The organism is Ohtaekwangia sp. (genome assembly GCF_036568665.1).
GTDB lineage: Bacteria > Bacteroidota > Bacteroidia > Cytophagales > Cyclobacteriaceae > Ohtaekwangia.
Genome location: NZ_DATCSD010000091.1, coordinates 1 through 14,261, shown reverse-complemented (window position 1 = coordinate 14,261; position 14,261 = coordinate 1). Strand labels below are relative to the sequence as shown.

Here is a 14,261-nt window from a genome sequence, read left to right as displayed (position 1 = left end):
CCCGATGGAAATATAATCGTTATGTCACCCGCCAGTTCAGTTTCAGGAGATCTTAACAGTGAAATCGACTACCAGCTACGCAAGTGGAACAAGGAATATAAGCTTGGAAAATGTTTTGACTCGTCAGCAGGATTTACTTTGCCTGATAACTCTGTGCGATCGCCCGATGCATCTTTTATATTTATAGATCGCTGGAATGCGCTCACACCCGAGCAGCGAAGAGGCTTTGCCCACATCTGTCCTGATTTTATTATCGAGTTAAAATCCGAATCTGATACATTCTCTGCCCTCTCACAAAAGATGCAGGACTATCTTGCCAATGGCTGTAAAATGGGATGGCTCATTGATGCTGACAAGGAACAAGTATTTATATTCCTCCCTGGAAAAAATGTCAGCACCATAGAAGGATTTGATCAATCGGTTAAGGAAGAAGGCATCCTCCCGGGCTTTGCATTAGACCTTCGCGAATTAAAAATTGAGCCCTGAATAAAACATCCAGGCGTCATTCGCAGTTAAATTCAAGTGAATCTTTAAACTTTTCAGAATAACTTTCCATCTATCTGGAATGATTCATGCTTTCAAAGAATTTACTATGAAGAATACCATTAAGATTATAGTCCTTGCCTTTTTGGCCGGTTTTGGCGGATCGTATACCTTTTACCGTTTGGTTGTAAAACCGGAAATTGCCAGCAATCAACGTGATGCTCAATTCAATACAGTAAGTTACGACTCGACCGTACCGTTAATCTCAGGCAGTCGTACAACATCAACATCTTCTTCCTCTGCTATATCGGCTGCCACTGTGGATTTCAGCGATGCTGCGGCAAAAGCTACCCAAAGTGTGGTGTACATCAATAGTATATCGCAGGGTGTTTCGTATTCATACTGGGATTGGTTCTTTGGCGAAGGCGGTGGCAATCGCACACAGGTAAGCAGTGGCTCCGGCGTGATCTTTACTACGGATGGCTATATAGTTACCAACAACCACGTAGTGGAAACTGCCGAGCGCATTGAAGTAAACTATAACAAACAGGTATATCCGGCAGAACTGATCGGTACAGATCCTTCTACCGACCTGGCTGTGATCAAGATCAAGGCAACCGATCTCCCTGCTATAACACTGGGCAGTTCTAAAAATATACAGGTAGGTGAATGGGTAATTGCCGTGGGAAATCCGTATTCACTTTCATCAACCGTAACTGCAGGTATAGTAAGCGCTAAAGGAAGACGCATTGGTATACTGGAAGATAAATTTCCGATCGAGTCATTTATACAGACTGATGCAGCCATCAACCCTGGTAACTCCGGTGGAGCACTCGTAAATAAATTGGGAGAACTGGTGGGTATAAACTCTGCTATACTTTCCAGAACAGGTTCGTATACCGGGTATGCATTTGCTATACCAATCGACATTGCTAAAAAAGTTTTTAACGACCTGGTGAAATATGGCGTATCGCAAAAAGCTTTCTTTGGTGGCAATGTAGTGGAGTATGATTATGAGAATGCCAAGAAATATGATTTACCTACCAATGTAAAAAGCTTTAACGGTGTGTTGCTCGAACAACTGGATCGCGATGGCACTGCGATGCAGGCAGGTTTAAAACTCGGTGATGTTATTACCAAGATCAACAACGTAGACGTAAATAGTCAGAGTGAGTTTGAAGAAGAGCTAAGCTATCATAATCCTGGTGATAAGATAACCTTTACCTACTATCGCGAAGGCAAGCCCGGCACAGTAACCCTCACGCTGGTAAACCAGAATGGTACCACCGAAATTATCAAGCGCAAGATATTAACCGACACCAGTCTCGGTGCTCAACTGGAAGGAACACGTTATGGTGTAAAAGTTTTCAAGATAAAGGACAGCAGCGTATTCAAACAGATTGGATTACCGGAGAACTTTACCATTGTAGCCATTAACCGCCAGCGCGTAAAAGAACCCGAAGAGATCAGCGAGTTCTTCTCCAAGTTCAAAGGCCGCGGCTATATCTATGGCGTTAACAGCTCTAAACAACAGGTAGAAATACCTTTTGTAATACGATAATTAAAATAGTTGCAGGCTTCAAGCCACTCGCTGGTGGAAGTGTGAAAGTGAAGAGTGAGTGTGTCAGAATCCAGATATAGTTATATCCGTAAAGTGTAAGTATAAAAGTAAAGGCTGCCCATTGGCAGCCTTTTTTATTTCTGTGCTACTATGTGAGTTCCTGGGGAATATTTGAATTTGAATATCGAACAAGGAATATCGATCAACGAATATTGAAGTATAAAGTCCGGAAGACGGGAAGTCTGAAAGTATTTTCTGTTTACGATTAAACGGACAACCACTAGCGAATAACGGAATTGATATTTGCGTAAATCTGCGAGATCCGCGGAAAACAATTACTCAGCTAAAGGCCGCTTCTTAATCATCCCGCCTTTAATATCATTCACACTATTCTCCACTACAAACGCATCGGGATCAATCTTCGCTATTTCCATTTTTAGCTTCTGCAATTCAAGTCGCGTAATAACCGAGAAGATCACATCGAGGTCTTTTACTTTATGACCGGTTTTACCAAAACCACTTTTACCTTTCAGTATCGTTACACCTCTCCCCATTCGCTCGGTGATAGCATCTTTTATCTCTACACTTTTCTCCGATACAATCATCACACTGGTATATTCTTCTATACCATGTACTACAAAATCAACCGTTTTGGAAGCGATCAGGTAGGTAAGTATAGCATATAGCGCTGTTTCTATATTGATCAGGTAAGCTGCTACTGCGAAGATCGCGATATTGAAAATAAGAATGATATCGCCTACTGTAAGCGCTGTATTACGACTCACATATATAGCGAGCACTTCCGTTCCATCGATCACACTGCCTCCGCGTATAGATAAACCTATACCACAGCCCAGAAAGAATCCGCCAAAGAAGGCGATCAATAATTTATCATTGGTAATTAACGGAAACTCGATCACTGCCAGACACAACGCCAGCGCTGCTATAGCAATCAATGTTTTGAGTGCAAAGATGCGTGATATCTGTTTATACCCTACAACGATGAAAGGTATATTGATCAATATAACCAGATATGAAAGATCTATATCGGTGAGCACATTGGTGAGCAGTGATATACCCATTACACCACCATCAAGAAAATCGTTTGGAAGTAAAAATCCTTTTAAACCGAACGCTGCACAAAGAACGCCCAACGAAATAAATACGGTGTCTTTGATCCCCCGTATAATGGAGATCTTTCGAATACGTAATTTCTTTAGCTCTAATAATCGCTGTTGAGATGGCATGTCTTCAAGTTAAAAAAAAGAAGCCGCCCTGAAAAATCAGGACGGCCTCCATAGAGCGATTTTAATGAAAACTTAAGCTCGATGCATCTTTATACTATACATCACGATCAGTTCTTGCTTACGCCCGGATCGCGCTTGAGGAATTCATCATATAGTTCGGTCTGTCTGCTCACCATCGGTATCTTCCATCCGTCAATGAAAACCTGTTTGATGTTGGTCTTCGTTTCAAACGGATCGCCATCAGAAATGAACAGCGTTGCATTCTTACCGGTCTCGATGGAACCCATGCGATCGGCCACACCAAAAATTTCTGCAGGCACAATTGTTACTGCTTTCAATGCTTCTTCACGACCCAGACCATACGCGGCAGCAAACGCTGCGTGATACGGAAGATTACGAACGTTACCGCGATCTTCCTGTGTACATAACGCTACTTTTACTCCGGCCTTCTTCATCAATCCGGGATTGGCGTATGCTTTATCATAGCGATCGTAATCACGTGAAGGTAAATCCAGCACAGGCCCTGCTATAACGGGTATATTTGCTTTCGCGATCTCGTCTGCTACGCGCCAGCCTTCAGCTACACCTGTTAAAATTACTTTCTTTACTTTCTTCTCTTTTACCCACTTCAGTGCATTGAGTATATCTTTGGCAGCATTCGCCTGAATAAGTAATGCGCGCTCGCCACGCACTACCGGCAACAGTGCCTGCATCTCCGGATAGTACGTAACACCTTTTGAATTGGAGGCAGAGTCTATCTTGTGATACTGCACAGCTTTATCCCATGCTTCGTTGAGCTTGCCGAGTTTCTTCTCGTAATCTTTCTTCAACTCTTCATCGGTTCTGCGATCAAAGAATCCGCGCTTGCCTGCATCGGGAAATGTCATCACAACACCTTCGAAGCCAGCAAACATCTGGTCGGGTGTATAGCCATGCAGATCGATCAAAGCAGCAGTACCGGAAATAAGACTACCACGCGGTGTAGCAATTACAGTCGTTACACCACTGATGCGCGTTACCGGTATCAATGCAGAGTTAGGGTTTACCGCTGTGATAGCACGCACTTGCGGAATGACATCACCTACTTCTTCGAAGTCGCGGGTGCGTTGGTCAGAAGCCACTTCACTCAAACCAAGCTGTGTGTTGCTGTCGATCATGCCCGGGTATATCCACAAGCCTTTGCAGTCGATCACTTCTGCGCCTGCCGGTACCGTTACGTTGGCACCCACAGCTGTGATCTTTCCTTTGCTGATAATTACCGTACCATTCTGTATAACGCCTTTTGTTACGGTTTCTATAGTGGCATTCGTTAACGCGAAGGTGCCATATATAGCTTTCGGTGATTGTGCGTGTACACTAAACGTTGTGGCACTCACCAGGATCAAAATAAAATAGAGTATTCGTTTCATGATGATTGCGCTTAATGAACGTTAAAGATGTTTGCAAAATTCTCTTCGGCACCCAGCATGCAGTTTTCATGTTCGTGCTCGCGATCCGTAAAGGTCGATACTTCAATCTCCTGTTTCGGATCTACATACAGGCGCATATCGTCTGCATCTTTTTCACGATCGAAGCGAACAACACCATCTACCAGGGTTACCATCGGTATAGTATAGGTTGACAGCGGGTGATTTTTGAAGATCACTATATCAGCATCTTTACCGGTTTCGATAGAGCCTACACGATTTTCTATACCTAACTGACGAGCCGGGTTGATGGTGATCAACGCAAGTGCTTCATCATCGGTAAGCGAACCATACTTCTGTGTCTTGGCTGCTTCGTGATAGAGGTGACGCATCAGTTCGCCATCATCGGAGTTGATGGAAGTGGTTACTCCGTTTTTGGTAAGAATCGCAGCGTTATAGGCTGTTGAATAGTATACTTCAAATTTATACGACCACCAGTCGGAGAATACAGAGGCCATCGCTCCGTAAGCAGCAAGTTCGGGAGCTACTTTAAAACCTTCGTTCACGTGTTGAAAAACAATTTTCTTGATACCGAAGTCTTTGCACACATTCAGCATCATATATATTTCGTCAGCACGGTAGCTGTGGCAATGAATGATGATGTTGCCCTTCAATATTTCGCCCAGTGTTTCGAGGCGGTAATTATACTCAGGCGGTGTACCACGAAATCCTTTCTGTGCTTTCCCTTTGTTATAGGTATCCCAGGCTGCTATATATTCTTTTGCTTTCGAGAAAGATTCACGCATCACAAACTCAACGCCCATACGTGTGCGTGGCACGATGTTGCTTCCTCCGCCATGAACACGTGTCGGGTTTTCTCCCAACGCAAACTTGATGGTGCGCGGAGCGCCTTCCATGCGAAGTGCTTCCGGATCTTTTACACCATAGCGCAGCTTGATCGTTTCGCACTGCCCGCCTATAGCATTGGCAGAACCGTGCATCGAATGGATTGTAGTAACACCACCGGCCAATGCTCTGTACAACGAAATCTCTGACGGGTTCAGCACATCGCCTACATTTACTTCGGCTGTTACCGGACTCGTTGCTTCGTTTACATCATCTATACCCTGGTGCGAGTGTGCATCAATGATACCCGGCATTACATACATACCGGTAGCATCAATCACTTTATACCCGGCAGGTGCCGCTATATTTTTTCCGAGCTGGCTGATCTTGCCATCTTTTACCAGCACGTCTGTATTCTCTAATTTACCTTTTGTTATCGTCAGCACGGTTGCATTCTTTATTAACACATTTCCGCGCTCCTGCGCCAGCGTAATGTTTACAGCCAGCACCATGATCAATAATATCTTTTTCATACTTGCTGTTATTATGGTTTAAGCTGTGGTTTCTTCTTGCCCTCTACCGGTACATTTCCGTTGGGACCAATGCTGGCACTGCCTTTAAACGTTGAACCTTCTACGGTAGCCTCGATGGTAATCTTCATCGTGTTGCCACCTTCGGTAAGTGTAACGGAGAACTTCAGCTTGTTACCATCCAGTGTAATTTCATCCAGGTCTTGCGGCTGTGGGAAACGTGCACCGGATATTTTGCCGCTATATTTATCGCCTTCTTTCTTGATGTTGAGTGTAGATTCTGTTTTACCCTGTGGTGTTTCTGATGTAATCGTCCACTCGCCCTCCAGGGCTACCGTTGCATCTTTCTTGCTATCGGCTGTTTCGATCTTGTAGAGAGTACCTTCTACAAATACATATTTTACTTTCGACTTCTCATTGAAGTATGGCTTGGAGCTTACTACCAGGTTGGCAATTTTACCGGCATCTACAGAACCAAGTCTGTCGCTGAGTCCGAGTAATTGTGCCGGTGTAGTAGTCAGTGCCGCGAGCGCCTGATCTTCGGTGAGACCTGCCTTTATAATTCTGCGAAGGTTTGCCTGTATATCTTTTGATTTTGCATCGAGCGTTGAGAAGCCGAAAGGTATACCGGCTTTCTGAAACTCTGCAGCCTGCGATACATACTTCGCTATAGATTCTGCTTTACGTTTTTCAAGCGCTTCTTTCTCTGCATCCGTCATCGACTTTGGAGCGTCTTTCTTGGCATCTTTTTTCTCGTCTTTTTTATCATCTTTCTTCTCATCCTTTTTTTCTTCAGGCAGATCAAGACTCAGAAATATTTTAGCTCCCGATGTTTTCAATTTACCGGTAACATCCCAGCCTTCTTTTATACCTGCCACGATGAGTGAGAAGCCGAAATCTTTTTGAAGGCCCAGCACACGATGTATATCCCACATCTTATCGGCCTTGAACAACACCGGTGTGCGTTTATCAATTACCGGATAGAACGGTTCCAGCAATCGGCTGGAAGATGGCCGCTCCAATCCTGCACGATTAGATGCATAGAGTGTTGCATAATTCTTTTCGATTGTTGCCTGGCGGTATAGTTCTCTCCACTTGGCTATAACAGCCATAGTAGTAGCGGGGTATACGCGCTCGGCCGGTGTTAATTCAGAGTAGAAAGATGATTGCTCGATCAGCACCATCTCGTCCGGAGATTTACCGGTGAGTTGTACTATAGCACCATTGCCTGGCAGCATGCCACCGTAGGGCACTACATGTGCTGTGGTAAATCCGAGTGAACGAAGATCTTCTACTGTTTTATCAGAGGCACTGAGGAAATTTCTAACATCCAGTTGAGGAGTTATACCTGCGCGCTCAGCCGGTGGGTTGCCGGGATCTTTTGGACGTTCTTTGTTTTCGTCTTTGGGTTTGATAACACCTGTGCGCGAAAGGCCATCAATGAAGCCGGCATATACATACAGGCTATCGGCTTTAATAACAATTGCTTCCGGAGGTATAGGTAAATTTTTACCTACTGCTTTGATCAGACCGTCTTTGATAATGAGCGTGCCCATATCAACTTTTCTGCCCGGAGCCTGAACGATGTTTACATTGGTAAGTACATACGTTCGCGAAACGGGTCTGAGATCGCGTTCTTCCTGTGCATAGAGCATAACAGACGCGAACAGCAAACTTAACAGCAGGTACATCCTGCCCATCGAGTAGCGATTCTTCATTGAAATTCAGATTTTGGTATGTAGCAAGAAAACAGCTTTTCTGCGGAAGATCAAACCGTTCAAGGAAAAGAAAGCGGTTGGTGGTGTAACGTTTAACGTTCCTGGTTTAAGGTTCCAGGTTACCGTAAATGTTTATGGTTCGATGTTTAAAATTTAAGATTTAAGGTTCAATGTTTGAGGTTAGCCTGAGCGTTTGGCTTTGTAGCCTTCCTTCAATAAGAGTTGTACTACTTTATCGCGCACATCACCTTGAATGAGTATCTCGCCATCTTTGGATGAACCGCCTACTCCGCATTTTGTTTTGATGGTTTTGGTGAGTGATTCAAGATCGGCCGATGTTCCTATAAATCCGGAAACTAGTGTTACCTGCTTGCCAGCTCTCCCACTTTTATCGAGCATTACTTTCAGGTTCTGCTGCTGTGGCGGCAGTGTTTGTGCTTCTTCGTTTTGCTGATAGTTATATTCAAAATCCGATGAGGTGGAGAATACTATACCATCGCGTTTTTTCCAATCGTTCTTCTTACTCATAGCGTCACAAAAGTAAGTATAAATTAATGATCAGCAGAATGCCGCACACCACACAGGCATTGAAATAAAATTCCATATTTCTTTGCCTGATCAATGCCGCTACGGCTGTTCCAAACAACGCCACCGGAAAAATGATCAACCCTCGGTATATATAGGCCAGCAATACTCTGTCTGAGTCTTTGATGACATACATCACTGTATGGTAGATCAATGTTTCTTCGTATTGTATAGGATCGCCTATACCTCCGGGACTTCCGCTATACATCTTTATCCTTTTACCCGAATCGGTTATGATGATCGTAAAGCTGTTTTTACCGCGCACATAAAATCCGTCAGAAATTATTTGCTTCCTGGTTCTGAAGGGAAGAAAGAAGTCTATAAAAAACAGAATGGTTATTACCAGGGCTATACGACAAAGCCATTGCACATAGGGTATACTTCGCTGCATGAACTCGCGCACGCGCTGCTTTTCGCTTTTGAAATTTACCGGAGGTCTTCGCCTGCGATGGTAGGCCGGATCGCGATGCTGTGGTCTGGTCGGTTCAGGTTCCTGTGCTACCTCTACATAAGGATTCTGCATGCGAGAATCATATTCCCATTTCTTCTGCGGATCGCTTAATACATCGTATGCTTCATTGATCTCCTGAAATATAGCATGCGCCCGCGGATCGGGATTTTTATCAGGATGATATTGCACTGCCAGCCTGCGATAGGCTCGCTTGATATCGGCTGCATGAGCCGATGTATGCAATCCTAATATACTATAGTAATCCTTCATCGGTCTTTAACTCGTACAACAAACTTTAATCCCGACCACACCTCATCCACTGCGCATACTTTTACATCTACCAGTCCTTCCGCTAACCCAAATTCGCGGATCAGGTTTTCATCCAGCGTAGTAGGCACCTTCGATGATTTCTTGGGCCACGATATCCAGAGCATACCGGTCTTCTTGAGATGTTGTTTACTGCGCACAAATTCCTTTTCAAACACTTTCAGTTCTTTCACAAACAGGTGTATAAAATCCAGTTCACCCTTTAGTGTGCGTTGTATACTAACATCGTCCGGCAATGGCGACAACCAATTCATATACTCTTCGGGTGCCTGGTGCACATATATAGTAAAGCCCGGTTTGATTCCAAGCTTCTTTAACAGCGGTGTACCTGAATAGCCTGCCATACTTTTACAAGGTTAACTATATATTTACTTTTATCAGCGGGTGTTAAAAGAAAAAGCCACCATGTGGTGGCTCTTCGTATGGATTGTTTGGAAATTAGTGATTACCCATTTTTTCCATTTCCTTCTCAAAGGTATCCTTGAACTTCTCATAGTCATAATCGATCTTGAGGCGTTCGTCTTTTGAGAGGCGTTCGTTGTAGGTTGCTACGAGTTCATCTGCAGAAAGCTCGATTGCTATATATGTTTTATAGTTACCGGTTTCTGTTTTCATCAATTTCTCGCAGATGGTTTTCAAGCCTGTCAGCTTCTGGTCTACGATCTCACGGTTCAACTGCTCAAAGCGCTCTTCTACTTCTTCCTTGTTATTCATTTCGCGTGAGTTGGTGTAGTTATCCGTAACCGCTTTTACAGTGGTTTGGATGCTGGCAGCAAGCTCTGCGCGTGCATTCGCGAGCGCTTTCTTTTTAGAAGTCACCTGGTCCATGCTTTCACCGATAGAGTTGGCCCGGAAGAATTTAGAGGTCGTAAAGAAATCAGGACCAGAACAAGGCACTACTACTTCTTTCTCTCCTGTAGGAGCAGCTTTCTCTTTACTCTTACAGCCTATCATAAACGCTCCACCAAGCGCGATCAGCATAAAGGCAGAATAGGTAAGTTTTTTCATATCAATCGAAATTTTAGTTACAAGTTATATTACGCAAATCAAATACCAAATTAGTAAGGCCGTTAAAGTTACTTTTAAACCATTCGTCCTCATTCAAAGTTCAAAAGGCATCTATTGAAGCACCGTATCCAGCAGCTCATTCATCCGTTCTTTTTCGAGGGTCTCAACGGATTTGTTATACGCATCGATGCTGGATTTATCATAATCAAGACCATAGCCTTTAATACGATCCAGCGTAGCTGCATAAATCTCTTTTCCTTCGCGCACAGCCGTTACGCGGATAACGCTGGTAAGATAGGTTATATAGATGCTGCCCGAGATAGAGCCTTTCTCCGAATCGGCTTTCACATCAAACCAAAGATCGGCCGTGCGTTTATCTTCTGTAAATTCAAACCCATTGTTGGCCAGCAGGTTCTTTAATTTGTTACTGATCTGAAAAGTTGTTTTGTTTTGTCCGAAGCTTTTTTCATCGGCCGTCATAAATACCACGGGGCGTTGCACCTTCAACGTTACTTGTGCACGAGGCAAATTCAACGTACCGGCTATGAGTTTATATATCGGAGAGCCGCTGGTGCCGCTGAGTGCATCTATATCTACTTTTACTACTACCGTTTGTTCAAGATCTTTCGAGCTGATCTTGTTCAGCAATATTTTCGCGCTGCCTTTCTCATCGGCTTTATAGTTCGGAAATACATCGCCCGCGCCTTTTTCGAAAGACGCATATAGTGGCAAACCAGCAGCCGGCTTATTCAGGTCTTTATAGGAAGCCTTTGCTACAACGGTCTGGCTACTCTGATTTACCCTGCGGTTCAACTCAATCTCGGTTGGATCTACACGTATATTAATCTTATCCAGCACACTTTGAATGGAAGCATATATCTCGTTCACGAGCAATACCTCTTTATTATCTACGGTAACACGGATCGCCTCTCCCAGGTATTTCTCTATACTGCGAAACGCCTGAAAGTAATAGCTTACGGATTGCAGGCGCTCACCATCTTTCTCGGCTTGTCTTGCTTTCTGTAGGTAATCGGTGGCCAGTAGGGTAGCGTTGCGTTTCTGCTCTTCTTTTATCTGTTTATAGCGGGCAATGGAAAGTCTATAGTATACCCAATAATTAGCGGGATCTTCCCACGCATCTACGAGTTCAAACTCTTCAATCTCGTCTGCCGCGGTTGTCTGAATGATCTGCTCGTATTTCTCTGTAAATTGTTTATCCGCTTCAAACTGACTGAGCACGGATGTACTGGATACATTTACTTTTATATCCGAGATCAGATCGTCCAGTGCGCTCTTCTTGGCAGCCTGAATATAGTTTGTGTTACCATCTTTCGTGCTATGACCAATACCGGTATAGTAACCATCCTGGTATGGTGTTGCTTTGAGCCAGGCTGGCTTGAGTGATTCAGGATCCGGAGGCTGCACCTTCGGACTGCACCCGGCCAGGAGTATGAGTAGCGTTAGAAGTCGTTTCACAAAATAACCTTAAGCGATTAAGCGTTAGAGATATTGCCACATTCCGTGCCAATTTTTACCGCGCGAACAAATCTACGGGGGAAAGAGCATCGAAATGTTTGATAAACGCTAATTTTTTTACCTTTATATAAATCTACAGGCTTATATGAAAAAGATGATCTGGGGAGTACTGTTGGCTGCCAGCGTAATGGCTTGCCAGGACAGCGAAACAACGAGCAACGACAACGATTTTACCGGTAATGAAACGGTATATGCACTGGCAGCAGGTTCTGAATATAATATTGACGGCACTGTTACGATGAAAGAAAAGAAAGACGGAAGTACGTTGATTAGTGTAACTCTTACTGGAACAGAAGGCAATCTTGAATTTCCGGTACATATACACCTCGGAGATGTCGCCACAGATGGCGCGGACGTCTACGCATTATTGAATCCTGTAGTCGGCACTGTTGGCTCCAGTGAAACCCTGCTGACCAAAGCTGCTGACGAATCGACCGTAACATACAAACAACTCATTGCACTTAACGCGTGCTTAAAAGTACATCTCTCTGCTACGGGCGAAAACAAGAATATAATTCTCGCAGCCGGAAATATAGGCACTGCCGCTTCTTCTGCTACCGGAAGACAAGAGATTGCTCCCTGCAAGAGTGAATAGCTTAAAAGCCTAAGCTAAAGGCAGAAAGCTTCAAGCGTAAAGTAAACGAGCTTTACACTTGAAGCTTTTTTTATGAATATACTTTTATACTAAGGAAAATTCAAACCAGGCATTACACTTTCAGCTTTTAGCTCAAAGCTTATGCGTTAATCACATCCGCCAACTTCTCGTTTTTATTCCTCAGGTCTATACCTCCTTCCAGTATCGATTTTAAATTGGCAAGGTAGAATGTCCAGCCTTTCATGCAGCCTATGTGATAGTATACTCTTCCTTCTTCTGTGAGCGGTATATTTTCCTGCGTCAGTTCACAAAGCATTTCGTTCTGCTCCTGAATAATTCTGATGGTAACGATGCATCCACCTGAAAAGGTAAAACGGAATCGGTCTTTACCATTGGCTTCCAGTATAGTACCATACTCTACCGTATCATCGCCGTAGCCGAACCAGAGCCAGCGATAGGTATCATTCATCTGAACCATGTCAGCAGAACCACGAGGTATACCCTCCGCGTTGGTAAAGGCAGCTACGCGCAGAAACCAGCTCTCCAATCCCTGCTGCGTAGCCCAACTGCTATATATAGTTTCCCTGTCGGATTTTATACTAACCCGTTTTACAAATTTACTCCAGTCGTATGTCATGTATAGTTTAAAGTATATTTCGTGCCAGCGGCAATATACTATATTTCGTTTTATGGAATTATACCGCAATTAACCATCAAACCTCTTCCAGCACCTGTAGTGATTTCGCCAGTTTTTGTTGCAGCTCGAATGATACCGGCACAAAGTCAGCAAAGCGTTGTGTAAAGCTTGCACGCCCCTGTGAGAGCGAACGCAATGCGGTGGAGTATTTATCCAGCTCTGCCAGCGGCACTTTTGCTTTTATCACCTGGTAACTGCCTTTATTGTCCATACCCATAATCAATGCCCTGCGTGTTTGCAAGTCGCCCATGATCTCACCCATCACTTCTTCGGGCAGCATTACCTCAACGTCATATATAGGTTCCAGCAACTGCGGCTCTGCTTTCATAAACGCTTCACGAAAAGCCATCATGCCTGCAATCTTAAACGATATATCATTGGAATCTACCGGATGCATTTTGCCATCGTATACCATCACCCGTACATCGCGCACGTATGAGCCGGTGATAGGGCCTTCTTCCATTTTCTCCATCACGCCTTTCAGTATAGAAGGTATAAACCGGGCATCGATCACGCCCCCCACAATGCAATTATAGAACACCAGCTTGCCACCCCACTCCAGGTCAAGCACTTCTTTGCCGCGTACACTATATTCAGTTGGCTCGGGCATGCCTTCCATATAGGGTTCAATCTTCAAATGTACTTCGCCAAACTGCCCTGCACCGCCTGATTGTTTTTTATGACGATAGCTGGCGGTAGCAGATTTACGAATGGTTTCACGATACGATATACGCGGACTCTCGAAGTTTACGTGCAGCTTGTATACATTTTCTAAAAACCATTTACATACAGCAAGATGTAATTCCCCTTGACCGGAGATAATGAGTTGTCGTAATTCCTTCGAGTAGGCAACTTCTATAGTGGGATCTTCCTGGTGAATCTTCTGCAGCACCTCTCCTATCTTTTCATCATCATTTTTACTGAGTGCTATAACTGCTGTGCGAATACGCGGCTCCGGAAATTGTATCGGTTTTATAGTTACATCTGTTCCTTTCGCACGAAGTGTTTGATTGCTGAAAGTATCTTTCAATTTCAATGTAGCCCCTATGTCTCCGGCAACCAGTCGATCTACAGGAGTGCGTGTTTTCCCATCCATGATAAAGAGTTGATGTATCCGTTCGGATGCTCCTGTCTGACTGTTGATGAGTTCTGAGTTCGTTGTTACTTCACCGGAGATCACTTTGAAGAATGAAAGTTTACCAAGATTGGGTTCGATGTGTGACTTGAAAACGAATAACACAGCAGGCCCTGCAGGATCGTATGCTATATCT

The 14,261-nt window shown here is 44.1% G+C and carries 14 protein-coding genes; 3 read left to right on the top strand and 11 right to left on the bottom strand.

Annotation, left to right across the window (positions count from 1 at the left end; genetic code table 11):
- On the top strand, nucleotides 1-486 hold a 486-nt coding region (locus VIN08_RS04980; protein WP_331961134.1), incomplete at its 5' end, for a Uma2 family endonuclease.
- A gap of 106 nt (nucleotides 487-592) precedes the next feature.
- Entirely contained in the window at nucleotides 593-2,044 is a 1,452-nt protein-coding gene (locus VIN08_RS04975) for a S1C family serine protease (protein ID WP_331961131.1), read from the top strand.
- A 335-nt stretch (nucleotides 2,045-2,379) separates the two neighbouring features.
- Here the strand turns inward: VIN08_RS04975 and VIN08_RS04970 are convergent, their stop codons facing one another.
- From VIN08_RS04970 to VIN08_RS04930, 9 genes are all read right to left on the bottom strand, one after another.
- Nucleotides 2,380-3,291, bottom strand: a complete 912-nt coding sequence (locus VIN08_RS04970) for a YitT family protein (RefSeq protein ID WP_331961128.1) — start codon at nucleotides 3,289-3,291, stop codon at nucleotides 2,380-2,382.
- Between the two features lie 107 nt (nucleotides 3,292-3,398).
- The gene (locus tag VIN08_RS04965) at nucleotides 3,399-4,700 is read right to left on the bottom strand and encodes an amidohydrolase family protein (RefSeq protein WP_331961125.1); all 1,302 of its coding nucleotides are present in this window, start codon (nucleotides 4,698-4,700) and stop codon (nucleotides 3,399-3,401) included.
- A gap of 11 nt (nucleotides 4,701-4,711) precedes the next feature.
- Nucleotides 4,712-6,076 carry an amidohydrolase gene (locus tag VIN08_RS04960; protein ID WP_331961122.1) on the bottom strand — a complete coding sequence of 455 codons (1,365 nt, stop codon included), beginning with the start codon at nucleotides 6,074-6,076 and terminating at the stop codon, nucleotides 4,712-4,714.
- An 11-nt stretch (nucleotides 6,077-6,087) separates the two neighbouring features.
- Complete coding sequence (locus VIN08_RS04955; RefSeq protein WP_331961119.1) at nucleotides 6,088-7,791, bottom strand: amidohydrolase family protein; 1,704 nt, start codon at nucleotides 7,789-7,791, stop codon at nucleotides 6,088-6,090.
- Between the two features lie 180 nt (nucleotides 7,792-7,971).
- On the bottom strand, nucleotides 7,972-8,319 hold the full coding sequence (locus VIN08_RS04950) for a translation initiation factor (RefSeq protein ID WP_331961116.1): 348 nt from the start codon (nucleotides 8,317-8,319) through the stop codon (nucleotides 7,972-7,974).
- Between the two features lie 4 nt (nucleotides 8,320-8,323).
- Nucleotides 8,324-9,097 (bottom strand): DnaJ domain-containing protein, encoded by a 774-nt coding sequence (locus VIN08_RS04945; protein ID WP_331961113.1) that lies wholly within the window; start codon nucleotides 9,095-9,097, stop codon nucleotides 8,324-8,326.
- Nucleotides 9,094-9,498: a DUF3052 domain-containing protein gene (locus VIN08_RS04940; protein ID WP_331961111.1), complete on the bottom strand. Its 405-nt coding sequence runs from the start codon at nucleotides 9,496-9,498 to the stop codon at nucleotides 9,094-9,096. The genes VIN08_RS04945 and VIN08_RS04940 overlap by 4 nt, the downstream gene beginning before the upstream one ends.
- 94 nt (nucleotides 9,499-9,592) lie before the next feature.
- Nucleotides 9,593-10,162 carry a hypothetical protein gene (locus VIN08_RS04935; protein ID WP_331961109.1) on the bottom strand — a complete coding sequence of 190 codons (570 nt, stop codon included), beginning with the start codon at nucleotides 10,160-10,162 and terminating at the stop codon, nucleotides 9,593-9,595.
- A 111-nt stretch (nucleotides 10,163-10,273) separates the two neighbouring features.
- The gene (locus tag VIN08_RS04930; protein WP_331961107.1) at nucleotides 10,274-11,638 is read right to left on the bottom strand and encodes an LPP20 family lipoprotein; all 1,365 of its coding nucleotides are present in this window, start codon (nucleotides 11,636-11,638) and stop codon (nucleotides 10,274-10,276) included.
- 145 nt (nucleotides 11,639-11,783) lie between these two features.
- Between VIN08_RS04930 and VIN08_RS04925 the strand changes: the two genes are divergently transcribed.
- Nucleotides 11,784-12,293 carry a hypothetical protein gene (locus tag VIN08_RS04925; protein WP_331961104.1) on the top strand — a complete coding sequence of 170 codons (510 nt, stop codon included), beginning with the start codon at nucleotides 11,784-11,786 and terminating at the stop codon, nucleotides 12,291-12,293.
- A 139-nt stretch (nucleotides 12,294-12,432) separates the two neighbouring features.
- Here the strand turns inward: VIN08_RS04925 and VIN08_RS04920 are convergent, their stop codons facing one another.
- Both VIN08_RS04920 and VIN08_RS04915 read right to left on the bottom strand, forming a co-directional pair.
- Nucleotides 12,433-12,930, bottom strand: coding sequence for an SRPBCC family protein (locus tag VIN08_RS04920; RefSeq protein ID WP_331961101.1), 498 nt, complete (start codon nucleotides 12,928-12,930; stop codon nucleotides 12,433-12,435).
- 76 nt (nucleotides 12,931-13,006) lie between these two features.
- Nucleotides 13,007-14,261: EF-Tu/IF-2/RF-3 family GTPase (locus VIN08_RS04915; RefSeq protein WP_331961098.1), on the bottom strand; the 1,255-nt coding region annotated here is incomplete at its 5' end.

Coding starts and splice junctions, on each gene's coding strand:
- VIN08_RS04975 (WP_331961131.1), top strand. CDS start 593: ATGAAGAATACCATTAAGATTATAGTCCTTGCCTTTTTGGCCGGTTTT.
- VIN08_RS04970 (WP_331961128.1), bottom strand. CDS start 3,291: ATGCCATCTCAACAGCGATTATTAGAGCTAAAGAAATTACGTATTCGA.
- VIN08_RS04965 (WP_331961125.1), bottom strand. CDS start 4,700: ATGAAACGAATACTCTATTTTATTTTGATCCTGGTGAGTGCCACAACG.
- VIN08_RS04960 (WP_331961122.1), bottom strand. CDS start 6,076: ATGAAAAAGATATTATTGATCATGGTGCTGGCTGTAAACATTACGCTG.
- VIN08_RS04955 (WP_331961119.1), bottom strand. CDS start 7,791: ATGAAGAATCGCTACTCGATGGGCAGGATGTACCTGCTGTTAAGTTTG.
- VIN08_RS04950 (WP_331961116.1), bottom strand. CDS start 8,319: ATGAGTAAGAAGAACGATTGGAAAAAACGCGATGGTATAGTATTCTCC.
- VIN08_RS04945 (WP_331961113.1), bottom strand. CDS start 9,097: ATGAAGGATTACTATAGTATATTAGGATTGCATACATCGGCTCATGCA.
- VIN08_RS04940 (WP_331961111.1), bottom strand. CDS start 9,498: ATGGCAGGCTATTCAGGTACACCGCTGTTAAAGAAGCTTGGAATCAAA.
- VIN08_RS04935 (WP_331961109.1), bottom strand. CDS start 10,162: ATGAAAAAACTTACCTATTCTGCCTTTATGCTGATCGCGCTTGGTGGA.
- VIN08_RS04925 (WP_331961104.1), top strand. CDS start 11,784: ATGAAAAAGATGATCTGGGGAGTACTGTTGGCTGCCAGCGTAATGGCT.
- VIN08_RS04920 (WP_331961101.1), bottom strand. CDS start 12,930: ATGACATACGACTGGAGTAAATTTGTAAAACGGGTTAGTATAAAATCC.